The sequence below is a fragment of the Mesorhizobium bavaricum genome (assembly GCF_056781655.1).
Genome location: NZ_CM165566.1, coordinates 4,375,247 through 4,400,512 on the forward strand (window position 1 = coordinate 4,375,247; position 25,266 = coordinate 4,400,512).

Below are 25,266 nucleotides of genomic sequence, written 5' to 3' on the forward strand. Positions count from 1 at the left end.
TCGACCTAGGCGGAGGGAACGTCCACATTGTCGATCAGCCTGGTCATGCCGAGCCACGCCGCCGCGAGCAGGCGCCCTTCACGGTCGCGACGCCATGGCGCGAGCGTCAGGGCTTCGCGGGCCTCGACATAGTCGACCGCGCAGAAGCCGGCCGCGATCAGGGCACGGCTGGCCTCGGCGGTTGCGTCGGCCTGGTCGGCGCCGGCCGCCAAAGCCGCCGCCGTGTCGCGCAAGATCACGTTGAACTGGCGGGCGATGTCGAGTTCGGCTTCGCCGAGATAGGCATTGCGTGACGACATGGCGAGACCATGCCCATCGCGTATCGTCGGTGCGCCGATGATCTCGACGGGTAGGTCGAGGTCGCGGCAGAGCTGCCTGACGACGCAAAGCTGCTGGTAGTCCTTCTCGCCAAAGATCGCACAGTCGGGCATTGCCTGCAGGAAAAGCTTTGCCACCACGGTGGCGACACCGTCGAAAAAGGTCGGCCGAAAGTCCGATTCGAGTCCGGCGGAGGGGCCGCCGACCGAGATTTTTGTGACAAAGCCGGTGGGATACATCTCGCCAACCGTCGGGGTGAAGGCAAGGTCGGCCTTTGCCATTCCCAGCCGGCCGAGGTCGCGGGCGAGCTGGCGCGGGTACTTGTCGAGGTCCTCCGTCGGCGCGAACTGCGTCGGGTTGACGAAGATCGACACCACGCAGCGCTCGGCTTTTTCGAGGGCGATCCTGACCAGCGAGATGTGCCCGTCATGCAGCGCGCCCATGGTCGGCACCATGGCGACACGGAGGCCGTCGCGCCGCCAGTCGCGGATCTGCGCGCGGAGCGCGGCAACGCTGTCGACGACGACGGGCCGGCTCATATCTTGTCCTTGCCCGTCGCGGCCGAAAAGACATGGCTGGGGCCGGGGAATGTCCGGCTTCGCACCTCCGCTGCGTAGCTTTCGGCAGCATGCGAGATCACGCTGCGCAGGTTGGCATATTCCTTGACGAATTTCGGCACCCGGTCGACGGTGAGCCCGACCATGTCGTCGATCACCAGAACCTGGCCATCGCAGTCGCCGCTGGCTCCGATGCCGATGGTTGGAATGGCGATGCGGCGGGTGATGTCGGCGGCGACGGTCTCGACCGTGCCTTCGATGACGACCGCGAAAGCCCCCGCGTTCTCGACCGCGAGCGCATCGCGAACCAGCGCCGCAACAGTCTCCTCGGTGCGGCCCTTGATCTTGTAGCCGCCATCCTTTTCGACCGATTGCGGCTGAAGGCCGATATGTCCCATGACCGGAATGCCGGCAGCAACGATCGCGGCGATTTGCCGGGCCATGTCGACGCCGCCTTCGAGTTTCACCGCCTGGCAACCGGTTTCGTCGACCACACGCCGCGCCGAGGCAACGGCTTGTCCTGCCGAATCTTCATAGGTGCCAGCCGGCATGTCGACGACGACGCAGGCTCTGGCCGAGCCGCGCATCACTGCTTGCCCATGCGCGATCATCATATCCAGCGAGGCACCCAGCGTCGTCTTGTGGCCGTGCAGGACCATGGCGACGCTATCGCCGACCAGGAGCAGGTCGACATGGTCGTCGAGCAATCGGGCGATTGGATAGGTGTAAGCGGTGAGGCAGACAATCGGTGTGCCGCCCTTGCGGCGGCGAATCGCGTCGGCGCTGATGCGAATGTCGGTGGTCGGCATTTCCGGGGCCAATCGTCACCTCCTTCGGCCTGCAGCCGGGCTGGATACCCGCATGGGCGCGCGCAGAGCTTTAGAAAGACCGCAAAGGCTTGGCAAGCGCCATCCCTGCGTTCGAGAAGTTCACGGGCTTGTGTCGGGTTTCAGGCAAGCCATTTCAACGGTGCCTGTGGCAAAACCCTTGCCTTCCCGAATGCCTGACGCCATAAGCAGGAAACGGGCGCCGCCGGCGCGAGGGTTCTGAAATGAAGATTTTCCTTACGCAGTTTTTCACCTGGTGGAACAGCCAGACGTTGGGAACGCGCCTGCACACATGGCGGCATGGCAAGAAGGTCGGCCAGGACGAGACAGGCAATGTCTATTACGAAGGCGGCATCGATTCGGAAGGCCGCACGCGCCGCTGGGTCATCTACCGCAACTATTCGGAAGCTTCGGCCATACCGCCCGGTTGGCATGGCTGGATGCATCACCGTGTCGATGTCGCGCCGTCCAGCGAGGACTACAAGGCGCGCGACTGGCAGAAGCCGCATCAGCCCAATCTGACCGGCAGCCCGGCGGCCTATCGCCCCAAAGGCTCGGTGCTGACCAATCAGCATCGCCCGCAGGTGACGGGCGATTATGACGCCTGGACACCCGGGTCGTAACGGCCCCGGGTTGTAACGACGCAAAGTGCAGGTCGGTCCTTTATCGCCACAATTGGTCTTTAGCTGCTTGCTGATCAGAAAACGGCGACTAGCCTTGGCGATCACGAGAATCACCCGGGCGCGAACCACCGGTATCCCTAGATGAGTTTTTTCAACCGAATATCGATGGGCGGGCTGACGCTAGCTGCCAGCCTTGCCGTCAGCACCGCGGCCTTTGCCGCTTCGCCTGCACCCGTTGCTCCGGCACCCGCGCCGGCGGCGCCCGCGGGATCGGACCGGGTCACCAATCCCATCGCGGAATTCGCTGGCATCGACAAGATCACCGGCCGCATCATCACCTTCGATGTCTATATCGATGAGACGGTGCAGTTCGGCGCTTTGCAGGTGACGCCGCGCGTCTGCTATTCACGGCCGCAGACCGAGGAGCCAAAGACGGATTCCTTCGTCGAGGTCGACGAGATCACGCTCGACCGCAAGATCCGCCGCATCTTCACCGGCTGGATGTTCGCCGAAAGCCCTGGCCTCAACGCCGTCGAACATGCCGTCTATGACGTCTGGCTGAAGGAATGCAAGCAGAAGTCGGACGTGCCGGCGCCCGACGCCGCCAAGGCCGACGCTGCCAAGGCCGACGCCTCGAAGCCCGCTGCGGCCAAACCCGCCGCGGCCGAGCCGGACGCTGCAGCCAGCCCGGATGTGGAACAGCCCGATTCCACGGAACCGGAATCGGACACCACCGACAGTAACTGATCCCCCGGAACCGTCATGGCCACCATGCGTTGAGCCACGGACGACCGCGCCTTTATGCGCAGGGAGGATTTCCGATGTCAGACAGCAAGCGGATCACGGCCAGCAAGAAAGAGCTGTTGGAACTCGAAAAAGGGTTCTGGACGGGCGATGCGGCCTACTATGCGGCCAACGCCGACACCGAATGCCTGGTGGCATTTCCGCAGATGGCCAAGGCGATGGACAATGCGGATTTGGCCAAGACCGCAACCAAGCCCAACCGCTGGCGCGATCTCGACATCGAGCTCAAGGGAATAATCGAGCCCGGCAGCGACATCATCATGTTGACCTACGAGGCGCGGGCGACGCGGGAGAACGGCGAGTCCTACGCCGCACTGGTCAGCACTGGCTACGTCCATCGCGTCAATGGTTGGAAGATGATGTTCCATTCCCAGACGCCGCTGGAAGCCGCGGCCAGGAAGTAAACGGACTCGATCGTCAGGGATAGAATACGGCCTCACCCTTCAGCGCGTCGGCCAGCATCTTCTCATATTTGCCGCGCGGCACGTCGACCGCGCCGAAGCGCTTGAGGTGCTCGGTGGTGAATTGCGTATCAAGCAGAGCAAAGCCTCGCGCCTTCAACCGCTCGACGAGATAAAAAAGGCAGGTCTTGGAGGCGTCCGTTTCCCTGGCGAACATGCTTTCGCCAAAAAACACCCGGCCAAGCGATACGCCATAGAGGCCGCCGACCAGCCGATCCTCGCGCCATGCCTCGACCGAATGACAATGCCCGATCCGGTGCAACTGCACATAGGCTTCGCGGATCGGCGCGTTGATCCAGGTCGACCGCCGCTCCTCGCGCTTTTCGGCACAGCCATCGATCGTGGCTTCGAAATCGAAGTCGAAACGGATGTCGAAAGGATGCTTCTTGATCGTTTTCCTGAGGCTTTTCGGCGTGTGAAAACCATCGAGCGGGATGATGCCGCGCGTTTCCGGCCGCACCCAGAACACCTCCGGATCGCTGGCACTTTCGGCCATCGGAAAAACGCCCGAGGCATAGGCCTTGAGCAACAGGTCGGTGGGAATGCGATAGCCGGGCGCGTAGGGGCGGGTCATCGCGTCCCCGGACTACTCTTCCTTGGCCAGGTATTTTTCCAGCCAGTGGATGTCGTAGTCGCCATTGGCGATATCGGCATTGCCGACGAGATCGCGAAACAGCGGCAACGTCGTCTTGATGCCGTCGACGACGAATTCGTCCAGCGCACGCCGCAGCCGCATCATGCACTCGACACGGTTGCGCCCGTGCACGATCAGCTTACCGATCAGGCTGTCGTAATAGGGCGGGATCTTGTAGCCGGAATAGACGCCGGAATCGACACGGATGCCCAAGCCGCCCGGCGTATGGAAGTGGGAGATCGTGCCGGGCGAGGGGGTGAAGGTGCGCGGATCCTCGGCGTTGATGCGGCATTCGATCGCGTGGCCGTTGAACTTGATGTCTTCCTGCTTGACCGAAAGTCCGCCGCCCGACGCCACGCGAATCTGCTCGTGCACGAGATCGATGCCGGTGATCGCTTCGGTCACCGGATGCTCGACCTGCAGGCGCGTGTTCATCTCGATGAAATAGAACTCGCCGTTCTCGTAGAGGAACTCGATCGTCCCGGCGCCGGAATAGCCGAGGTCGGCGATGGCCTTGGCACAGACGCCGCCGATGCGCGCACGCTCCTCGGCATTGAGGGCCGGCGAGGGCGCCTCTTCCCAGACTTTCTGGTGACGGCGCTGCAGCGAACAATCGCGCTCGCCGAAATGCACGCCGCGGCCAAAACCGTCGCCGAACACCTGCACCTCGATATGGCGCGGCTTTTCCAGGTATTTCTCGATGTAGACGGCATCGTCGCCAAAGGCAGCACCGGCTTCCGAGCGCGCCGTCTGCAGCGCGACCTCAAGGTCGGCCTCGGTATGCGCCACCTTCATGCCGCGTCCGCCGCCGCCGGCCGACGCCTTGATGATCACGGGATAGCCGATCTCGCCGGCAATGCGCCTGGCTTCCTTTTCATCGGTAACCGCGCCGTCCGAACCGGGCACCACCGGAATGCCGAGGCGTTTTGCAGTGCGCTTGGCCTCGATCTTGTCGCCCATGATGCGAATATGGTCGCCGGACGGACCGATGAAGGTGATGTTGTGGGCGGCCAGGATGTCGGCGAACTTGGCGTTCTCCGACAGGAAGCCGTAGCCCGGATGCACGGCATCGGCGCCGGTGATCTCGCAGGCCGCGACGATCTGGTGAATGTTGAGATAGCTGTCGCGCGATGGCGGCGGCCCGATGCAGACGCTCTCGTCGGCGAGCCGCACATGCATGGCGTCGGCGTCGGCGGTCGAATGCACCACCACCGTCTGGATGCCAAGTTCCTTGCAGGCGCGCAGCACCCGGAGCGCGATTTCGCCGCGATTGGCGATGAGGATCTTCTGGAACATCCGGCCCGCTCTATTCGATCACGACAAGGGGCATGCCGTATTCGACCGGCGTCGCATCCTCGAACAGGATAGCCGTCACCGTGCCGGCGCGCGGCGACGGGATCTGGTTCATCGTCTTCATCGCCTCGATGATCAGCAGCGTCTGGCCTTCCTTGACCTTCTGGCCGACTTCGATGAACGCCTTGGCGTCCGGCGACGGCGCCAAGTAGGCGGTGCCGACCATCGGCGAGGTTATTGCATTTTTCGATACATCGGCCACCGCCGGGGCTGCCGCGGCAGCGGGCTGGGCGGCTGACGGCGCATAAGTCTGCTGCGGTGCCGCGATCGCGTGAACGGCCGGTGCCTGCCGCGAGACACGCACCTTCAGGTCGCCCAGTTCAACCTCGATCTCGGTGAGGTTGGTGTCGTTCAGTATGCCCGCCAGATCGCGGATCAGCTGCTGGTCAACACCGGTCTTCTTTATCGACATTTTCGAGCCTTCTGTTTGTTGGCCGGTCATAGGCGTGCCGCCAGCGCCTGCAGCGCCAGCGTGTAGCCGAGCGGCCCAAAGCCACAGATCATGCCGACCGCAACCGGCGCGACCATGGACACGTGGCGGAATGGTTCCCGCGCATGGATGTTGGAAAGATGGACTTCGGCGACGGGCAGCGGCGCGATGGCGCGGATGGCGTCGTGAATAGCGATCGAGGTGTGGCTGTAGGCGCCTGGATTGATGACGATGCCGGCGGCCTTGTCGCCAGCTTCCTGGATCCAGTCGACAAGGTCGCCCTCATGATTCGACTGACGGAAATCGATCTCGAGCCCAAGCGCCGTACCGGCCTGCTTGCAGTCGTCGGCGATCGCGGCAAGCGTCTTGCCGCCATAGATGCCCGGCTCGCGCTTGCCGAGCGCGTTGAGATTGGGACCGTTCAGGACGAAAACCGTTTTCAAAAGCCGACCTTTCCCGGCGCCGACATGAACCGGCGCGCTGGGCCCTCTATAATGGGCATAGACGCCTGCGAAAAGAGCGCAAGTGCGTTCTTTCAATGTCCACAACAGGCGGAAATGTGCCCGTGACGAATATGCTCGTGAGCAAAATCAGAGCGCGGCTTTCGCCGCCTCGATCTTTTCAGCCAGCACTTCCTGTCCAAGCGCCCCAAACACGACCTCGTTGCCAACCACATAGGACGGCGTGCCGGTGATCGCGAGCTTGTTGGCAAGATCGAAGGTCTTGGAAAACGCCTCGGTAATCGACGGGTCCTTCATCTTCTCGCGCAGCGTCGCTTCGTCGGCACCGAGCGAAAGCGCGATCTTGATCGCCGACGCCTCGGTGGCGCGCCCCTGGCCGCCGAGCAGCGCATTGTGGAACTCGCCATATTTTTCCGGCATCATCAGGTGGAAGGCCATCGAGACGACGCTCGCCTTCTGCGAATCCGGTCCGAGGATGGGGAATTCCTTGAGCACGAAACGCAGGTCCGGATCGGACTTGGTCAGCGCCTGCATGTCGTCGATGGCGCGTTTGCAGAAGCCGCAATTGTAGTCGTAGAACTCGACGATGGTGACCTTGCCGTTCGGGTTGCCGACAACGCCGTCGAAGGCGGAGTTGAAAATCTGTTCCTTGGCATTCTTGATCACGCCGAGATGGGCGATACGCTGCTCTTCCTTCTGCTTGGCCTCGAGCGCGTCCTGAACCTCCAGAAGCACTTCCGGGTTCTTCAGCAGATAGTCGCGGATGATGCCTTCGACCTCGGTGCGGTCGATCTTGGTGTCGGCCGCCACCGTCTGGACGGGCTGCGCCGTACCGGCCTTGGCGATCTGTGGGCTTCCGGCCACGAATCCGAAAGCCAGCATGGCAAGGGCGACCGCAACCCCCGTGGTGCCCAGCAGCAGTGCCTTTTTCATCGTTCCTGTTCCTTTTACCTGTTTTCCGGGCCGTTCCGTCCGGCTGTGTCGCGGCGCGCGGCTGGAAGGTTCACTTGATCTTGGTTGATGGTGCGTAGTTTATGATGTCTTGAGCGCGCAGCCAGCGCGGCTCGCCGCGCTTCATCTCCTGCTGCGCCCGCATGGCGAAAATCTTAGCATCCTTGTAGTTGCCGGAATAGAAGTGACCTTCGGCGGTGGCAAGTTCGGCGCCAGGAATGTCGCCCAACTCGCCATAAGCCTGTGCCAGATAACGGTATCCGGCTGAATTTTCCTTGTCGCGCCCCAGACCATTGTTGATCTGCACGACGGCTTTCTTGAGGGATTCAGGCGTACCGACGGCCATCAGCGCCTGGCCAAGGGAGACAGGCAGCAATCCGGACCGTGCCGGGTCGAGGCTGACCGCCTTCGCATAGGCATCCGCGGCCTCCTTGGGCTTGTTCGCCTTCATCAGGATGTCGCCGCGCAATTCCTGGAAATAGGCATTTTTCGGCTGCGCCTTGATCAGTGCATTGGTCTTGGCCAGCGCGGCGGCGATGTTGCCGAACAGATACGTCGACTGGGCATCGCCATATCGCGCGGCGAGGCTGCCTTGCATTTTGCGCATCAGCCGCGACGCGGCCGCCTGGCCTTCCATGTAGACGGCAATCTTCACACGCACCATGTCGTGCCGCTGCTGCAGCGCCGCCGGGTCGACCTTGTCGACATTGGGGCTCTGTTTCACCAGCACTTCGAGGTTGGCGATTCGGTCCTGCGGCATCGGATGGCTGATCCGGTAGGGATCGACCTGCGCGCCCGACAGCGACAGCGCCGTCTGGAAGCGATGGAACGTCTTCAGCATGCCCATGCCGGACTGGCCTGTGGCGTTGAGGTAGGTGATCGCTGAGCGGTCGGCGGTCATCTCCTCGGTGCGCTGATAGGCAAGGATGCTGCGCTGCGCCATCTCGCCGCCGCCCGCCGCCACACCCATACCGGCGCCGGCAAGGCCGCGGCTGTTTGTGGTGGCACCGGCGACGATGGCGCCGGCGCCCAGCAACGTCGCGAGGACGGCCATCGTCTTGGCGCGTTCGAGCTGGTCGCGAAGCTTCTGCTGATGGCCGCCTGCGATATGACCAGCTTCGTGCGCAATGACGCCGATGATCTCGTTGGGCGTTTCGGCCGTCATCAGCGCGCCGGTGTTGATGAACAGCCGCCGCCCGGTGACGAAGGCGTTGAAACTCTGGTCGTTGACCAGAACGATATCGATGCCGTCGTTCGCCAGCCCCGCCGCCCTGAAGATCGGCCGCGCGTAATCGCGCACCAGCGCTTCGATCTCGGCATCGCGTATCACCGGCACGTTCTGGGCGAAGGCGCTGACCGAACTCGCCACCGCAACGGCGACGCCAAGCGAAAGCGTCGCGAAGACACGCGCTGTCTGGGCAATCGTCGATCTGGGTCGGCTCAACATGACATGTCCACTGGTAGACGAGCGGGCGAAAGATGAAAAGTCGGCGCCGGAAACTTCCTCAACTTGTGAACCTCACATCAATCGGGCATTTGTGCGGCGCATGCGCCAGAGCCTGGCGCCCTCAACCATCGGGAAGACTGGTTAAATGGTCGTTTCGCTCTCACGCCGTGGCAATGTCGAGCCCTTCCATGCCATGGACATTCTGGCCGAGGCAAACCGGCTGAAGGCGCAGGGCGTGCCGGTTGTTTCCATGGCCGTCGGCCAGCCCTCCGATCCGGCGCCAATCGGCGTTCGCGCCGCGGCGACCAGGGCCCTGCAGGACGGGCGCATCGGCTACACCGACACGCTCGGGCTCGCTGCCTTGCGCAAGGCGATCGCCGAGCACTATGCCGATCATTATGGGCTTGAAGTTCCGCCGGGACGGATCGCGGTGACCACCGGATCTTCGGCCGCCTTCAATCTCGCCTTCCTGGCGATGTTCGATCCGGGTGACCGCGTCGCCATCGCGGCACCTGGTTATCCCGCCTATCGCAACATCATGGCCGCGCTCGGCATCGACGTGGTCGAGATCGAGCTCGGCGACGCCGCCTACCTGCATGCCGGTCACCTGGAAACCGCGCATCGCGAAAAACCGCTGAAGGGCGTCCTGTTTGCCAGTCCGGCCAATCCGACCGGCGCGGTCATACCGGCCGATGAACTGGCGGCCCTGGTGAGGACGGCGGAAGCACTCGGCATCGCCGTGATCTCCGACGAGATCTACCACCGGCTGGCCTATGCCGCGCCCGACACCACGGCGCTCGCCTTTGGGGACAGCGTGACGGTGATCAACTCGTTCTCGAAATACTACTGCATGACCGGCTGGCGCATCGGCTGGATGGTGTTGCCCGAAGGCCTGGTGCGGCCGGTCGAGCGCGTCGCCCAGAGTCTCTACATCTCGCCGCCGGAACTGTCCCAGATCGCCGCGATCGAGGCCTTCGCCGCAACCGAGGAGCTGGAGGCCGTCAAGGGCCGCTACGCCTGGAATCGCGAGCTCCTGATGAAGCGTCTGCCGGAGCTCGGCTTTCCGCTGGCGGCACCGATGGATGGCGCCTTCTACGCCTTTTGCGATGTCACCAGGCACACCAATGACAGCATGGCCTTCGCACGAAAGATGCTGGCAGAGGCGCATGTCGCGGCGACGCCCGGCCGCGACTTCGATACGCAGGCGGGGCACCGCACCATGCGTTTCTCTTATGCCGGCAGCCACGACGACATGGTCGAGGCCATGGCGCGCATTGAACGCTGGTTGAGGTAGAGAGCCATGCCGGAACTCGAGCAGGCACTGGCTGAAGTCGCCGCCGAAATGGCGCAACGCACCGATCGCGGTGACGTCGCCACCTACATTCCGCAACTGGGCAAGGTCGACCCAAGGAAGTTCGGCATCGCCGCCGTCACCAATGACGGCCGCGTGCTGATGGCCGGTGACGCCGACCAGGCATTTTCGATCCAGAGTATCTCCAAGGTGTTCACGCTGACGCTGGCGCTCGGCAATGTCGGCGACGCGTTGTGGCAGCGGGTCGGACGCGAGCCCTCGGGCAATCCGTTCAACTCGATCGTGCAGCTCGAGCACGAGAACGGCATTCCGCGCAATCCGTTCATCAACGCCGGCGCCATAGTCGTTTCTGATATCCTGCTTGCCGGCCACCAGCCGCGCGAGGCGATCGGCGAGATCCTGCGCTTCATCCAGTTCCTCGCTGACGACGAGACGATCATCATCGACCGCGAGGTCGCGGCCTCCGAACGGGCCACCGGCTATCGCAATTTCGCGCTTGCCAACTACATGAAATCCTTCGGCAATCTCAACCATGCGCCGGAGCTTGCGCTGGGCGTCTATTTCCATCATTGCGCCATCGCCATGAGCTGCCGGCAACTGGCGCTCGCCGGCCGCTTCCTGGCCAATGGTGGCAAGAATCCGGCGACCGGGCATTCCGTGGTATCGGCCGAACGGGCGCGGCGCATCGGCGCCATGATGCTGACCTGCGGCCATTATGACGGCTCCGGCGATTTTGCCTTCCGCGTCGGCATCCCCGGCAAGAGCGGCGTCGGCGGCGGCATATTGGGTATCGTGCCGGGCGTCGCCTCGCTCGCCGTCTGGTCGCCCGGCCTCAACGCCAACGGCAATTCCAAGCTGGGGTCGATCGCGCTGGAAAAGCTGGCCAGGATGATGAACTGGTCGATCTTCGCGCCTTAGCATTTTTAGCATTCTTGCGGCCGCAGAACGCCAGATGTGAAAAATCCCGCGCCATCTTTTCGATAGCGCGGGACTTTTGTCAGACAATCAGCACAAGTAATTGAAAAGACTAGAAAAAGCCCTTCCGCTGCCACCATCCGGCGCGCTTCGGCTTGTCTTCGGTCTTGGCCGCTGGTTCGTCCGCAACGGTCGAAGACACCACCGGCACGACCGGCGCATCCACTGCCGCCGGCTTGCGCCGTGACGGGCGGGCCCTCGGTGCGTCCTCGGCGGTCGCTGCCGCTGTCTCGATGGACGCAGTGACCGGGGTCTCGACCGGTGCTTCCGCGACCACTTCCGCGGCCGGCTCCTCGGTGACGACCTCGGCTGCTGCCTTCTTCGGCTTGGCGGCACGACGTGGCTTCTTCGGCTTTTCGGTGCTTGGCGCGTCGTCATTGGCCGGAGCAAGCGCCACTGGCTCTTCGGCCGGTGCGACACCTACTGGCTCGCTGGTGACCGCCACGCTTTCCGCGACATCACTGTCGGATGCCTCGGCGGTTTCGCCAGCACTTGCTTCGGCCTCGCCTTCACCGTCTTCGCGGCGATTGCGTTTGCCGCCACGCTTGCCGCGCCGGCGCTTCTTGCCCTGGCCTTCGTCCGAAGCCTCAACCGTTTCAGCGGTCTCGGCAACACCAACAGAGGCGTCGTCGTCCGCTTCCGTGTCGCTATCGCTCGCAGTGGCCGCTGAGCCGGAGAACTCGGCCGCCGGTGCGGAGACGGAAGCCCCTTCCGTCGGCGCGCCATGTTCGCGGTCGCGATCCTTGCCGCCGCGACGCCGCCGGCGCTTGCGGCGCTTGCGGTCGCGGCCTTCGCCTTCTTCGCCACCGGCAGCAGGCCGCGGCTGTTGTTGCTGCGGCTGCTGGCGTGGCTGCTCCGCCTGCACCGGTGCCTCGTCGTCTTCCTCGACGACGGCAATCTCGTCCTCGGGCTCTTCCGGCTCGACATAGGCCGGGAAGCTGCGTGCCTCGACAAAGCCTTCCGGCTTTTCAGCCAGCGCGCCGCGGAAGATCGCATAGTGCTGCGCGCCAACAGAATCGTCGGCCTCGATGGTGATGGTCAGGCCGAAGCGGCTTTCCAGTTCAACCAGCGTGCCGCGCTTGTGGTTGAGCACATAGAGTGCGGTCGCCGCCGGCGTCCGCACCGTGATGTGGCTGCGCGAATCCTTGAGCAGGAATTCCTCGATCGCCCGCACCACCATCAGCGCGACCGACGAATCGGAGCGCACATGGCCGGTGCCGCCGCAATGCGCACAGGGCTTCATGGTCGATTCCAGCACGCTGGCGCGGATGCGCTGGCGTGACATCTCCATCAGGCCGAAATGCGAGATGCGGCCGACCTGGATGCGCGCACGGTCGTTCTTGAGGTGATCCTTCAACCGCTTCTCGACGGAGCGGTTGTTGCGGTTCTCCTCCATGTCGATGAAGTCGATGACGATCAGGCCGGCAAGATCGCGCAGCCTGAGTTGGCGGGCGACTTCCTCGGCCGCTTCCAGGTTGGTGTGAAGCGCGGTGTCCTCGATCGAGTGCTCCTTGGTCGAGCGGCCCGAATTGACGTCGATGGCAACCAGCGCCTCGGTCTGGTTGATGATGATGTAGCCACCGCTCTTAAGCGTCACTTGCGGCTGCAGCATACGATCGAGCTGCGCCTCGATGCCATTGCGCACGAAGATCGGCGTCGTGTCGCGGAACGGCTGAACCACCTTGGCGTGGCTCGGCATCAGCATGCGCATGAAGTCCTTGGCCTCGCGATAGCCTTCCTCACCGGAGACGAGAATCTCGTCGATATCCTTGTTGTAGAGGTCGCGCACCGAGCGCTTGATCAGGCTACCTTCCTCATAAACCAGGGCGGGGGCCGTGGACTGCAAGGTGAGATTGCGGACATTTTCCCAAAGCCGCATCAGATATTCATAGTCGCGCTTGATCTCGGCCTTGGTGCGGCTCTCGCCGGCCGTGCGCAGAATGACGCCCATGCCCTGCGGCACTTCGAGATCGGCAACGACCTCCTTGAGGCGCTTGCGGTCCACCGCGCTGGTGATCTTGCGCGAAATGCCGCCGCCGCGCGCCGTGTTCGGCATCAGCACCGAATAGCGGCCGGCAAGCGACAGGTAAGTGGTGAGGGCGGCGCCCTTGTTGCCGCGCTCTTCCTTGACGACCTGCACCAGCAGGATCTGCCGGCGCTTGATGACTTCCTGGATCTTGTACTGGCGGCGCACCGGCTTGCGGCGGTTGCGCACTTCTTCCAGCGCATCCTCGGCGCCGACCGATTCGATCTCATGGTCATCCGGATGCGAGGACTGCACTTCCTCGAGCATGCCGCGATCATTGTCGCCGGATGTCGCTTCGCTGCCTTGTTCCGTCTGCGGGACGGATTCGGAAATCACATCGCCTTCGACCGCGGCGGCGATCGATGTCGGGCCGCCCTCGCGGGTTTTGGTTTCGTCCTGCTCGGCTGAACCTTCATCGTGGCCTGACGTATCGGCATGCCCCGACGTCTCGGAATGTTCGGACGTATCGGCTGCGTGTTCGATGATCTCGGATGTGTGGGAGATCTCCTCGAGAACGATGTCGCCATTCTCGCTGCCTTCGCCTGGCTCGCCGGAGCTTTCGCTCGCCTCGCCGGATTCGGCTGCGTCGCGCTTGTGCTCACCGCGGTCGCGGCTCTTGCCGCCGCGCCGGCGTCCGCGCCGTCCGCGATCACGGCTCTGACGATCTTCACCGTCGCCGTCCTCGTCCTCCTCGTCTTCAGCCTCCTGCGCTTCGGCGCGCAGCAGTGCCTGACGATCGGCGACCGGGATCTGGTAATAGTCGGGGTGAATTTCACTGAAGGCGAGAAAACCGTGACGGTTGCCGCCATATTCGACAAAGGCTGCCTGAAGGGAGGGTTCGACGCGCGTTACGCGGGCGAGGTAGATGTTTCCTTTGAGCTGCTTCTTGTCCTGGGATTCAAAGTCGAATTCTTCAATACGGTTACCGCGAACGACGACAACGCGTGTTTCCTCCGGGTGGGAGGCGTCTATCAGCATTTTGTTGGGCATTATTTCGTTTCCCCCCGGCAGCCGTCAGCCGCAGCTTGCGAGGCAATGCCTGCTGCTGCGTGTCTGGAGTGTGGGTGCCGGATACTTGAATGTCCGCCGGCCGCCGCTTGAGCGCCATGGCGGTGCCGCCCGCAGCCACAATGGCGCGGTTTGATGCGGACCTTTCCATGATTGCGCTTGAAGCCATCGTCACCAGCAGAACCTTTTGAACCAAAGCCCGGACGAACCGGACCAGCTTGTTTGCTCATACAGAGCCGGCGCGGGAACAAACCCGGCCGTTTTCCTCACGCAGGCGATTCCCCCGCCACGGGCGCACACCTGCGAAATTCGTCGCGATCACCTGTGTCCTTTTCGCGTGAAGCGAAAGGAGCCGCCTTTCATCTGACCCTGTAGCAGGAAGCTGCGGAGGAGGGCGGTTCCAGGATTGCAGTGATCCACCATCGCTTTTATGATTTGGCGGGGTGGAAGGCAACCCCGATTTCCGATGCCGGCAAAAAGCGGTTCCGTAACGTAAGAACAGGCTCCGACCTTGCATGAAAAGGCTTGGTTAACCTTCTCTGGATACCAATCGTTAATTGAATCGCGGCCTTGCCGGCATTTCGACGAAACCACCGGCGCCTGGCGCCAAATCGGGAGCGACTGGACGAGAGATGGGACTGGCAGACTTCACAGACAAGGGATGTCGTGTTGGCGGCCAGATCGTCAGTGCCATCTGCCTCTTGCTGTTGCTGGCAATCACTTCCGTTGCCAATGCCGCCGACGCACCACTCGTGGCAAAAGGCTACAAGATGGCTGGCGATGCCACCAAGATGCGCATCGTCATGGATTTCGACCGTGAACCTGATGTCAAATGGTTCCTGCTGCGCGGCCCCAATCGTCTTGTCATCGATCTCGCGAATACGAGATTCGCTATTAACGCCAAGGATTTGAAGGCGCGTGGCCTAGTCAGGGGCGTTCGCCTGGGCGAACTCGGCGAGGGCGTTTCACGGCTGATCCTCACCGGCAAGGGGCCGTTCGCCGTCGACAAGCTCGATGTGCTCAAGAACGAGGACGGAACCGGCTACCGCATTGCCATCGACATGTCGGCAGCCTCCGAACGCGAGTTCGACGCGGCACTCGCCAATCAGGCGCTGACCACCGGATCGACGGTTTCGACCGACAAGGGAGCGCGGGTCGGCACCGGACCGGTCTCCAATCCGGGCCACCGCTTCACCGTCGTCCTCGATCCCGGCCATGGCGGCGTCGACGGCGGCGCCGAGGGCCTGAACGGCACCATTGAAAAGAACGTCACGCTCGCCTTCGCCACCGAGTTGCGCGACAAGCTCGCGGCCGTCGGCAATTACGATGTGTTCATGACGCGCGACACCGACGAATTCCTGCGGTTGGATGATCGCGTGCGCATTGCCCGACAGCACGAGGCCGACCTGCTGATTTCCATCCATGCCGACACAATCAGCGTCAAGGGCATTCGCGGCGCCACCGTCTACACCGTTTCCGACAAGGCTTCGGATCCCGAAGCGCAAGCGCTTGCCGACCGCGAAAACCTCTCCGACCAGTTCGCCGGCATGGAGATCAAGAACGACAACAAGGAAGTCACCGACATCCTGATCGACCTGATCCGGCGCGAAACGCACAATTTCTCGATGAGTTTCGCCCACACGCTGGTCGGCCAGTTGTCGACCAGCGTCGGCCTTATCAACAACCCGCAGCGTTCGGCGGGGTTCAAGGTGCTGAAAGCACCCGACGTGCCATCCGTGCTGGTCGAACTCGGCTATCTCTCGAATGCCAAGGACGAAGCGCAGCTGCTCAACGCCGACTGGCGGGGCAAGGCTGCTCAAAGCATAACCAATGCCGTTGCGCTTTTCGCTTCAGCCAAGGGCGGGGCCGGAACCGGAGGCTGATATGCTCGGCCACAACCGGAGGCAGCGTTGCGCGACGACAACAGCCGGTGCTTTTATTTCCGGCTTGCGGTCACGAATTGAGGCATTGCCGTATTTTGTCCACATGGTGGCGACATGGGTTTTCCATTGCGGATTGGGACCGGCTCGAAAGCTTGCGTGGAAGGCGGCTTCGTTTAGGAAATTCCCGAACCAAGGACTGGAGCGGGTATGATTCGTCTCATTGGCTATTTTTTCGGCATCGGCACGACGCTGGCCCTTCTGGTCGCGGCGGGCGTTGCCATCTACATCGGCCATTTGTCGAAGGATCTGCCCGACTACGAGGTGCTGGCCAAATACGAGCCGCCGGTGACCACCCGCATCCACGCGTCGGACGGCGCGCTGATGGCCGAATATGCCCGTGAACGGCGCCTCTACCTGCCGATCCAGGCCATACCGGATCGCGTCAAGGCGGCCTTCCTGTCGGCGGAGGACAAGAACTTCTACAACCACCCCGGCATCGACGTAACCGGGCTTGGCCGCGCCATCATCGTCAACCTGCAGAATTTTGGCTCTGGCAAGCGCCAGGTCGGCGCGTCGACGATCACCCAGCAGGTGGCGAAGAACTTCCTGTTGTCCTCGGACCAGACCTATGAGCGCAAGATCAAGGAGATGATCCTCGCCTTCCGCATCGAGCAGGCCTACCCCAAGGATCGCATTCTCGAGCTCTACCTCAACGAAATCTTCTTCGGCTTCGGCGCCTATGGCGTCGCCGGCGCGGCGCTGACCTATTTCGACAAGTCGGTCAACGAACTGACCGTGGCTGAGGCTGCCTATCTGGCTTCGCTGCCGAAGGGACCGAACAACTACCATCCCTTCAAACATGCCGATCGCGCGATCGAGCGCCGCAACTGGGTCATCGACCAGATGGTCGAGAATGGCTACGTGACGCGCGAGGAAGGCGCCAAGGCAAAGGCCGAGCCGCTGGGCGTGACGCCGCGCCGCAACGGCACCTATCTTTTCGCTGGCGAGTACTTCACCGAGGAGGTGCGCCGCCAGATCATCGCCCGTTACGGCGAGAATGCGCTCTACGAAGGCGGCCTTTCCGTCCGCACGACGCTTGATCCAAAGGTTCAGCTCATCGCCCGCAAGGCGATGCAGAACGGATTGATAAAATACGATACGCTGCGCGGTTATCGCGGGCCGGTGACGAACATCGACGTGTCCGGCGACTGGGGCGTGCCGCTGGGCAACGTCAAGGGACTGGAGGATGTCCCTGAATGGTCGCTCGCCGTCGTGCTCGACAGCTCGGAGACCGGCCTGTCGATCGGCCTGCAGCCCGCGCGCCAGGCGTCGGGCGACATCGTCAAGGAACGCGTCGAAGGCACCGTCAGCAAGGACGACATGGGCTTCGCCATGCGCCATGTGGTTGGCGGCAAGACCGTCAAGGCCAAGTCGCCGGCGGACGTTTTGAAGCCGGGCGACGTCATCTTTGTGCAGAAGAACGATGGCGCCGACGGCGCCTACAGCCTGCGCCAGGTTCCCGAGGTGGAGGGCGGCCTGATCGCCATGGATCCGCATACCGGCCGCGTGCTGGCCATGGTCGGCGGCTTCTCCTACGCGCAGTCCGAATTCAACCGCGCCACCCAGGCCATGCGCCAGCCAGGCTCCTCGTTCAAGCCGATCGTCTATTCGGCCGCACTCGACAATGGCTATACGCCGGCCTCGGTGATCATGGACGGTCCGATCACCATCCAGAGCGGCAACACGACCTGGACGCCGAAAAATTATGACGGCACCGTCGCTGGCCCGGCAACGCTGCGCTCCGGCATCGAGAAGTCGCGCAACCTGATGACGGTGCGGCTTGCCAATGACATGGGCATGAAGCTGGTCGTCGAATATGCCGAGCGCTTTGGTGTCTACGACCATCTGGCGCCATATCTGCCGATGGCGCTGGGCTCCGGCGAAACGACCGTGATGCGCATGGTGTCGGCCTATTCGATCATGGCCAATGGCGGCAAGTCGATCAAGCCGTCGCTCATCGACCGCATCCAGGACCGCTACGGCAAGACGGTGTTCAAGCAGGACGAACGCGGCTGCCAGGGCTGCAATGCGCCAGAATGGCAGAACCAGCCCGAGCCGGAACTGGTCGACAATTCCGAGCAGGTGCTCGATCCAATGACCGCCTACCAGATCACCTCGATGATGGAAGGTGTCGTGCAACGCGGCACCGGCGCTACCATCGGCGAACTCGGCCGCCACATCGCCGGCAAGACCGGAACGACGAACGACGAAAAGGACGCCTGGTTCATCGGTTACACGCCGAACCTCGTCGTCGGCCTCTATATGGGCTACGACACGCCGCGCGGCCTTGGCCATGGCGCCACCGGTGGTGGTCTCGCGGCCCCTATCTTCAAGGACTTTATGCGCGTGGCGCTGGACGGCACGCCCAATGTCGACTTCAAGGTGCCGGAAGGCATGAATCTGGTCGCCATCAATCGCAAGACCGGCATGCGTGCCGCCTCGGGTGATCCCGGCACCATCATCGAAGCCTTCAAGCCGGGCACCGGTCCTGCCGACAGCTATTGGGTGATCGGCATGGGTGCCGACGGCTCCAATGCCACCGGGGGTGCGCTGTCGCCGCAGGCCAACCAGGCCATCCAATCTGGCGGCGGCGGCCTCTACTGACGATTTTCATGAGCGGATGGGCTGGCCTTGCGCCAGCCCATTTTGCTTTACAGCCGGCGGCAGCCTCCCTATGTATCGCGCCGACCGATTTCAGCAAACAGGACAGAACAGCCAGCCATGCGCGCGGAAACGCAGAATATTGTCGACGAGATCAGGCAGGCGATTACCCTGCTGAGGAGGCATCTTTGACTGGGATCAGGCCATAAAGCGGCTTGAATACCTCAACGTACGCGCCGAGGACGCCAGCCTCTGGAACGAACCGCTGGAAGCGCAGAAGCTGATGCGCGAACGCCAGGGCCTCGAGGAAGGCATTGCCTCGGTGAAAGGTCTGACACAGGCGCTGGAAGACAATATCGGCCTGATCGAACTCGGTGAGGAAGAGGGCGACGAAGGCGTCATCGCCGAGGCCGAAGCGTCGATCCGTTCGATGCAGGGCGAAGCGAAGGCCCGCCAGGTCGAGACGCTGCTGTCGGGCGAGGCCGACTCCAACGACACCTATCTCGAAGTCCATGCCGGCGCCGGCGGTACCGAAAGCCAGGATTGGGCTTCGATGCTTTTGCGCATGTACACGCGCTGGGCCGAACGGCGCCGCTTCAAGGTCGAAGTGCTGGAAGTTCACGACGGCGAAGAAGCCGGCATCAAGTCCGCCACGCTGCTGATCAAGGGCCACAACGCCTATGGCTGGCTGAAGACGGAATCGGGCGTGCATCGCCTGGTGCGCATTTCGCCCTATGACAGCAATGCGCGCCGGCATACGTCCTTCGCCAGCATCTGGGTCTATCCGGTCATCGACGACACGATCGAGATCGACGTGTCCGAATCCGATGTCCGCATCGACACCTACCGTTCGTCCGGCTCGGGCGGCCAGCACGTCAACACCACCGATTCGGCGGTGCGCATCACCCACCTTGCCACCGGCATCGCGGTCGCCTGCCAGGCCGAACGGTCGCAGCACAAGAACAAGGCCAAGGCCTGGGAGATGCTGCGCTCACGCCTCTACGAGGAAGAGCTGAAGAAGCGCGAAGCGGTTGCGAACGCCACCGAAGCGTCGAAGAGCGATATCGGCTGGGGTCACCAGATCCGTTCCTATGTGCTGCAGCCCTATCAGCTGGTGAAGGACCTTCGCACCGGCGTCGAGAGCACCAGCCCATCGAGCGTGCTCGATGGCGACCTCGACGATTTCATGGAAGCCTCGTTGTCGCAGCGCATCGAAGGCGGTGCGGGCGAAGCGGTGGCGGACCTGGATTGATGCACCTCGGATAAAGTGCGCAGTGGCCCGAGAACAGCGGCCTAACATAGACCTGGATTGGGCGATGGCTCGCAAGCTTGTTGGAAAATGCCTGTGCGGCGCTGTGCAATACGCCGTTCAGGACGAATTTGCCTACGCGGCCAACTGCCACTGTTCCAATTGCCGACGGACCACGGGTTCGGCCTTCAAGCCGTTCGCCGGTATCGAGCGTGAAAAACTTGTCCTCACCGAAGGCGAGGACCAGCTTCTGATCTTCGGTGATCAAAGCGGCCACGACGCGCATTGCGGGCTGTGCGGCTCATTGCTCTATTCGCTCGTCCGCGAGGCGGCTTTTGTCCATGTCGCCATGGGCACTCTTGTCGACGATCCGGCCATCCGTCCAACCGCCCACATCTTCGTCGGTTCGAAGGCAGGCTGGTTCACCATCACCGACGACCTGCCGCAATATCAAGAGCATGTCGTCGGAGCTGTCGACGAATAGGCGTCGGCCAGCCACGTAGCAACTTCTTGCGCCGACTCACATTTGCGCTCACCATTACGGGAGGCAAAAGCATTTATGGCTGGGCGCGGCATATCTGCAAGCTGACGATCCGGCCGCTGGGAAGACACGTTCCGGGAACGGGCAAGCGAAACGCTTGATGCTCGTTTGAAAGGAACGTTTCCATGTCTGCTGCCACACCCAGATCGGCCAAAGCCGTTCAACCGGCCGGCCGACTCCTGTTTACCCTGCTCGCAATTCCAATGATGGCAATGCTGTCGCCGCCGGCGCTGGCGCATGACGCCAAGCCGACCGCGGCGAAGCCGCAAGGCTGGAGCTATCCATTCGCCTGCTGCGCCAATTACGATTGCCACGAGGTGTCGCAGACCTCGATCAGCGAGCGCCCGGAAGGTTATGTCATCAAGGACACCGGGGAGGTGTTGGCCTACAGCGACAGACGAATCAAGGATTCGCCCGACGGCGAATTCCATTGGTGCGCACATGAAGCCGGGCTCGATGCCGGCAAGACCATCTGCCTGTTCGTGCCACCATCGTCCTACTAGAGCATGATCCGGAAAAGTGGGAACCGGTTTTCTCGGAAAAACGGAAACCGTTTGTCCAGGGATCATGCTCACACAAACAGATAGAACCTCATCCCGATTCCATCGGGATGGAACGGGCTCTAGGCCCTTCAGGCTTGATCTTAGGCCGAAGGGTCCAAGCCGACGCGTCGTTTTCGGGCCGCGCCAGCGTGTCTGGCGGGTCTGCTGACAGACAGTTGTCAGGAGCGCCTCTTTATGCTGCCCTTGCCCTACGAGGCGGCTGGACAGGAGGAAGTTCGTTGATGACCATCAAGGCAAGCTGTCATTGCAAAGCGACGACATTCGAGGTTTCGCATGCACCGCAGACGGTGACGCAATGCACCTGTTCGTTCTGCTCGAAACGCGGCTCGCTCTGGGCCTACTACATCCCGTCGCAATTCAAGCTCACCAGCCCGCCGGAGAACGTTTCTGTCTACGAGTGGGGGTCGAAAACCGTAAAGCACGGTTTTTGCGCCACGTGCGGCTGCGGCACCTTCACGGAAACGCCGGACTGGTCGACCGGCGAGCCGAATTTTGACAATCCCAAGATCAGCGTCAATTCGCGGCTGTTCGATGATTTCGATCTCGACAAGGTCGAAGTGGTGGTCATCGACGGCAAGAATCTCTGGTAGCTGGCCAGGAGGGCGACCGGCCAATTGGCGCCGGGAAAAGCCGTTGCGAGAGCTCTTGCCGTTCCGCATTTCGCCGCAATTCATGGTACAAGTCGCGGGAAGGGCTGATTTGGCGCCATCGCAATGGCGTGACTTGGAGAGGGACGATCCTATGAAAAAGACTGTGCTCGTCGTCGTGGCGACGGCTGTGCTCGTGAGTGCCTGCACCACCACCGATCCGTATACCGGTGACCAGAAGATTTCCAACACGGCCGCGGGCGCCGGCCTTGGCGCGCTGGCCGGTGCCAGCCTTGGCCTGCTTGCCGGCGGCAATGATCGCCGCAACGCGCTGATCGGCGCGGGCATCGGCGCGCTCGCCGGCGGCGCCATCGGCGCCACCATGGACCAGAACGAGGCCGAACTGCGCCGGCAGCTCGAGGGCACCGGTGTCAGCGTCACCCGCAGCGGCGACCAGATCATCCTCAACATGCCGTCCGACATCACCTTCAACTCGGATCAGGATGCGGTGAAGCCCGGCTTCTACCAGGTGCTGAATTCGGTCGCGCTGGTGCTGAAGAAGTTCAAGCAGACCACGGTCGACGTTTTCGGCCACACCGATTCGACTGGCGGCGACCAGCACAATTTCGATCTGTCGCAGCGTCGTGCGCTGGCGGTCGCCAACTATCTGTCGGGCCAGGGCGTCGATCAGCGCCGCTTTGCCGTCACCGGCTTTGGCAAGACGCGCCCGGTCGCGTCCAATGCGACGGCCGAAGGCCGCGCCCAGAACCGCCGCGTCGAGATCCAGCTGTCGCCGCTCACCTGATTTGTTCGGCACGCGAATCGCAAAACGGCCCCACCTGGGGCCGTTTTTGTTTGAGCGGACGTCGGCGCAGATTGGCGCACCAGAGAATTAGCTAGTTCTAATTGGCTAGTTTCCCGCAATCATGGAAAGGAATAGCATCGTCCCTGTTCCAGAGGGGATGAGGCGGTACAACTGGCCGCGCAATCAGCATTTTCCCCGCCTCGGTCTTGCACGGCCAGATCAGAAAATCTGGGAGGAATGCATGACAAGAACAGCCAGCCTTGGGCGCTGCGGCGTCCTCGTTTTAACAAGTCTTGCAGGCGCATGGTTGGGCGTCGCGACGGCTCGGGCCGAGGACGCCAACAAGGCCGACATCGATGCCTTGAAAAAGTCGCTCGCCAAATATGAGGACTACACCGTCGCCGTCCGCGACCTCTATCTGTCGACAGTCGGCTGCGTCTACTACAGCGGAGAAAAGATACCGGGCACGATGGATTACCCGAAAGGCGCCATGGGTATCCATTTCGTCAACGTCCCAAGTGTCGGCCAAAAACTCGATCCGATGCGCCCCAATGTGCTCATCTACGAACCGACGAAAAAAGGCCTGCGCCTGGTCGGGGTGGAATGGCTTGTGCCGCTGACGCCGGACACCAAGGAGCCGCCCAAGCTGTTTGGCCAAACCTTCATGGGTCCGATGGAGGGGCACTATCCGCTCATCCCGAGGGAGTTCGTCCACTACGATCTTCACGCCTGGCTGTTCAGGGACAATCCGAACGGTATGTTCAGTCCGACGAATCCGAAGGTGAAATGCAGCAAGGCCGAGTTTCCTATGCTGGAGAAACCGACCAAGATGATGCCTGGGCCGATGTAACGGGCGAGCCAGGCCAGGAGCAATTCCAGGGAGAAGTGTGAAACGGTCTTCCCGGGAAAAGCGCGTAGCGCTTTCCCTGGGGAATTGCGTCAAAACAAGGAGAGCGGTTCGGCCCTCCGTGAGACGGCGAGCTGCTCTACGAGCTTGAGGGCAAGCCGGACGGCTTGCCTTCGAAAAGCGGTCGGAGATCAGACCTTGGCGACGATCCGCATGAAGGCCGGCATGTCGTCACCGAAGCCGACAGTGGCGTCGTTGTCTTCCTGGCGGTGGCGGGCAGGGCGGTTGCTGTCGCGCTGCGGTCTTGTGTCACCACGTTCCGGAGCGCGCTGTTCGTTGCGATCGGAAGATTTGCGCTCGGTGTTCTCCGAGCGGATTGCATCCTTGCGCGCGCGCCGTTCACCGATATCGGCGACTTCGACCTCAGCCACCACGGGCTGTTCCTCGCGCACCGTCGCCGGTGCCGCCTCTTCGCTGTGCCTTGCGTGGCGTTCGCGTGGTTTGCGCTCGCCCCTGTCCTTGCGATCGTCGTCCTTGCGGCCGGCACGCCGCGGCGCGCCCTTGCCACGGCGTGGAGCATCGTCCTCGCCGCCTTCGCTGGCGACCACTGTCGACAGGTCCCCATCATGCCACTCGATCTTGTTGCCGATCAGTCGCTCGATGGCATCGATATACTTGGTGTCCGACTTGGTCGCGATGGTGAAGGACTTGCCCGAGCGCCCGGCGCGGCCGGTGCGGCCGATGCGGTGGACATAGTCTTCGGCATGGATCGGCACGTCGTAATTGAAGACGTGGCTGACGTCGGGGATATCGAGGCCACGTGCGGCGACGTCGGAAGCGACCAGGTAGCGCAGCTTGCCGTCGCGGAAATTGGCCAGCATCTGCATGCGCGCCCGCTGGTCCATGTCGCCATGCAGCGCGCCGGCGTCGAAATCATACTTCAGCAGCGAGCGGAAAAGCTCCGACACCTCGACCTTGCGGTTGCAGAAGATGATGGCGTTCTTCAGTTCCGCGTCCTCGGCCTTCATCAGGTTGCGCAGCGTCTCGCGCTTGTCCCAGGGCTTGGAACCGGATTTGACCAGGCGCTGGATGATGTTGGTCGCTGCGGACGCGGCCTTCGAGACCTCGACGCGCACCGGCGCGTGCAGGAATTTTTCGGTGAGCTTGGTGATTTCCGGCGGCATCGTCGCCGAGAAGAACAGCGTCTGCCTGGTGAACGGGATCATCTCGCAGATGCGCTCGATGTCGGGGATGAAGCCCATGTCGAGCATGCGGTCCGCTTCGTCGATGACCAGGATCTCGACACCGTTGAGCAACAGCTTGCCGCGTTCGCGGTGGTCGAGCAGGCGGCCGGGCGTCGCGATCAGCACGTCGGCGCCGCGCTCCAGCTTCTTGTCCTGTTCGTCGAACGAGACACCGCCGATCAAAAGCGCGATATTGAGCTTGTGGTTCTTGCCGTATCTGATGAAATTTTCTTCGACCTGAGCGGCGAGCTCGCGGGTCGGCTCCAGGATCAGCGTGCGCGGCATGCGAGCGCGAGCCCGGCCTTTTTCGAGGCGGGTCAGCATTGGCAGCACGAAGGAAGCCGTCTTGCCGGTGCCGGTCTGGGCGATGCCCAAAATATCTTTGCCGAGCAAGGCGTGCGGGATGGCACCGGCCTGGATCGGCGTCGGCTGGGTGTAGCCGGCATCGGTTACTGCGGAAAGCACCTTCGGCGACAGGCCGAGGTCTGAAAAGGTCAACGCTTCTGGAGCGATCGTGGTGTCTGAGGACAAGTGTTGTTGTCTTTGGCTGGTTCGGGGAAGCGCAACGGCGTCTGTCGCGGCAAGCGCCACGCGCCTGCAAGATTGGTATTGCGATTAGGCGCAAGCCCGCGATTTGTCAACAGAAACGGGCGGGAAAGGCACGATTGTGAAGTTGTAACCTTAATCGGGATGCTTAAT

Annotated in this window: 23 protein-coding genes; 13 read left to right on the forward strand and 10 right to left on the reverse strand. The window is 62.5% G+C overall.

The window, feature by feature from the left end:
* Positions 1–5 precede the first annotated feature (5 nt).
* Positions 6–857 (reverse strand): pantoate--beta-alanine ligase, encoded by an 852-nt coding sequence (panC, locus tag AC1RZR_RS21425; protein WP_481825900.1) that lies wholly within the window; start codon positions 855–857, stop codon positions 6–8.
* A complete protein-coding gene (gene panB / locus AC1RZR_RS21430; RefSeq protein WP_481829093.1) occupies positions 854–1,684 on the reverse strand; it encodes a 3-methyl-2-oxobutanoate hydroxymethyltransferase in 831 nt (276 codons plus the stop codon). Before panB ends, panC begins: the two co-directional genes overlap by 4 nt.
* Positions 1,685–1,926: 242 nt before the next feature.
* On the opposite strand from panB, the gene AC1RZR_RS21435 reads away from it, so the two are divergent.
* From AC1RZR_RS21435 to AC1RZR_RS21445, 3 genes are all read left to right on the forward strand, one after another.
* The gene (locus AC1RZR_RS21435) at positions 1,927–2,325 is read left to right on the forward strand and encodes an NADH:ubiquinone oxidoreductase subunit NDUFA12 (protein WP_477275150.1); all 399 of its coding nucleotides are present in this window, start codon (positions 1,927–1,929) and stop codon (positions 2,323–2,325) included.
* A 141-nt stretch (positions 2,326–2,466) separates the two neighbouring features.
* Complete coding sequence (locus tag AC1RZR_RS21440; RefSeq protein WP_481825901.1) at positions 2,467–3,072, forward strand: DUF2155 domain-containing protein; 606 nt, start codon at positions 2,467–2,469, stop codon at positions 3,070–3,072.
* Between the two features lie 74 nt (positions 3,073–3,146).
* Positions 3,147–3,533, forward strand: a complete 387-nt coding sequence (locus tag AC1RZR_RS21445) for a hypothetical protein (protein ID WP_477275146.1) — start codon at positions 3,147–3,149, stop codon at positions 3,531–3,533.
* Between the two features lie 13 nt (positions 3,534–3,546).
* On the opposite strand, the gene aat is transcribed toward AC1RZR_RS21445, so the two are convergent.
* The 6 genes from aat to AC1RZR_RS21475 all read right to left on the reverse strand — a co-directional run bounded on the left by aat (position 3,547) and on the right by AC1RZR_RS21475 (position 8,866).
* The gene (aat, locus tag AC1RZR_RS21450) at positions 3,547–4,164 is read right to left on the reverse strand and encodes a leucyl/phenylalanyl-tRNA--protein transferase (protein WP_477275144.1); all 618 of its coding nucleotides are present in this window, start codon (positions 4,162–4,164) and stop codon (positions 3,547–3,549) included.
* Positions 4,165–4,176: 12 nt separating this feature from the next.
* Positions 4,177–5,520, reverse strand: a complete 1,344-nt coding sequence (gene accC / locus AC1RZR_RS21455; RefSeq protein WP_379097327.1) for an acetyl-CoA carboxylase biotin carboxylase subunit — start codon at positions 5,518–5,520, stop codon at positions 4,177–4,179.
* Between the two features lie 10 nt (positions 5,521–5,530).
* Complete coding sequence (accB, locus tag AC1RZR_RS21460; protein ID WP_477275142.1) at positions 5,531–5,989, reverse strand: acetyl-CoA carboxylase biotin carboxyl carrier protein; 459 nt, start codon at positions 5,987–5,989, stop codon at positions 5,531–5,533.
* 26 nt (positions 5,990–6,015) lie between these two features.
* Positions 6,016–6,450: a type II 3-dehydroquinate dehydratase gene (gene aroQ / locus AC1RZR_RS21465; RefSeq protein ID WP_379097334.1), complete on the reverse strand. Its 435-nt coding sequence runs from the start codon at positions 6,448–6,450 to the stop codon at positions 6,016–6,018.
* 147 nt (positions 6,451–6,597) lie between these two features.
* Entirely contained in the window at positions 6,598–7,401 is an 804-nt protein-coding gene (locus AC1RZR_RS21470) for a DsbA family protein (RefSeq protein WP_481825902.1), read from the reverse strand.
* Positions 7,402–7,471: 70 nt separating this feature from the next.
* Positions 7,472–8,866: a M48 family metalloprotease gene (locus AC1RZR_RS21475; protein WP_481825903.1), complete on the reverse strand. Its 1,395-nt coding sequence runs from the start codon at positions 8,864–8,866 to the stop codon at positions 7,472–7,474.
* Positions 8,867–9,011: 145 nt separating this feature from the next.
* On the opposite strand from AC1RZR_RS21475, the gene AC1RZR_RS21480 reads away from it, so the two are divergent.
* Complete coding sequence (locus AC1RZR_RS21480) at positions 9,012–10,160, forward strand: pyridoxal phosphate-dependent aminotransferase (RefSeq protein WP_481825904.1); 1,149 nt, start codon at positions 9,012–9,014, stop codon at positions 10,158–10,160.
* A 6-nt stretch (positions 10,161–10,166) separates the two neighbouring features.
* Positions 10,167–11,096: a glutaminase gene (locus tag AC1RZR_RS21485; protein ID WP_378925910.1), complete on the forward strand. Its 930-nt coding sequence runs from the start codon at positions 10,167–10,169 to the stop codon at positions 11,094–11,096.
* Between the two features lie 109 nt (positions 11,097–11,205).
* Here AC1RZR_RS21485 and AC1RZR_RS21490 read toward each other — a convergent pair whose 3' ends face one another.
* Complete coding sequence (locus tag AC1RZR_RS21490; protein WP_481825905.1) at positions 11,206–14,169, reverse strand: Rne/Rng family ribonuclease; 2,964 nt, start codon at positions 14,167–14,169, stop codon at positions 11,206–11,208.
* A 650-nt stretch (positions 14,170–14,819) separates the two neighbouring features.
* On the opposite strand from AC1RZR_RS21490, the gene AC1RZR_RS21495 reads away from it, so the two are divergent.
* The 8 genes from AC1RZR_RS21495 to AC1RZR_RS21530 all read left to right on the forward strand — a co-directional run bounded on the left by AC1RZR_RS21495 (position 14,820) and on the right by AC1RZR_RS21530 (position 23,326).
* Entirely contained in the window at positions 14,820–16,070 is a 1,251-nt protein-coding gene (locus tag AC1RZR_RS21495) for an N-acetylmuramoyl-L-alanine amidase (RefSeq protein WP_481825906.1), read from the forward strand.
* Between the two features lie 207 nt (positions 16,071–16,277).
* Positions 16,278–18,734, forward strand: coding sequence for a penicillin-binding protein 1A (locus AC1RZR_RS21500; RefSeq protein WP_477275129.1), 2,457 nt, complete (start codon positions 16,278–16,280; stop codon positions 18,732–18,734).
* A gap of 117 nt (positions 18,735–18,851) precedes the next feature.
* A protein-coding gene (prfB, locus tag AC1RZR_RS21505; RefSeq protein ID WP_379097356.1) for a peptide chain release factor 2 occupies positions 18,852–19,983 on the forward strand; the annotation gives its coding sequence in 2 pieces (ribosomal slippage) (positions 18,852–18,917 and positions 18,919–19,983; 1,131 coding nt in all).
* 64 nt (positions 19,984–20,047) lie between these two features.
* Positions 20,048–20,464: a GFA family protein gene (locus tag AC1RZR_RS21510; protein WP_481825907.1), complete on the forward strand. Its 417-nt coding sequence runs from the start codon at positions 20,048–20,050 to the stop codon at positions 20,462–20,464.
* 182 nt (positions 20,465–20,646) lie between these two features.
* Positions 20,647–21,024 carry a hypothetical protein gene (locus tag AC1RZR_RS21515; protein WP_477275124.1) on the forward strand — a complete coding sequence of 126 codons (378 nt, stop codon included), beginning with the start codon at positions 20,647–20,649 and terminating at the stop codon, positions 21,022–21,024.
* 281 nt (positions 21,025–21,305) lie between these two features.
* The gene (locus AC1RZR_RS21520) at positions 21,306–21,674 is read left to right on the forward strand and encodes a GFA family protein (protein WP_481825908.1); all 369 of its coding nucleotides are present in this window, start codon (positions 21,306–21,308) and stop codon (positions 21,672–21,674) included.
* A 151-nt stretch (positions 21,675–21,825) separates the two neighbouring features.
* Complete coding sequence (locus tag AC1RZR_RS21525) at positions 21,826–22,476, forward strand: YiaD family glycine zipper/OmpA-like lipoprotein (RefSeq protein ID WP_013531371.1); 651 nt, start codon at positions 21,826–21,828, stop codon at positions 22,474–22,476.
* Positions 22,477–22,717: 241 nt separating this feature from the next.
* On the forward strand, positions 22,718–23,326 hold the full coding sequence (locus tag AC1RZR_RS21530; protein WP_477275118.1) for a hypothetical protein: 609 nt from the start codon (positions 22,718–22,720) through the stop codon (positions 23,324–23,326).
* 188 nt (positions 23,327–23,514) lie between these two features.
* Here the strand turns inward: AC1RZR_RS21530 and AC1RZR_RS21535 are convergent, their stop codons facing one another.
* Positions 23,515–25,098: a DEAD/DEAH box helicase gene (locus tag AC1RZR_RS21535; RefSeq protein ID WP_477275116.1), complete on the reverse strand. Its 1,584-nt coding sequence runs from the start codon at positions 25,096–25,098 to the stop codon at positions 23,515–23,517.
* Positions 25,099–25,266: the final 168 nt, after the last annotated feature.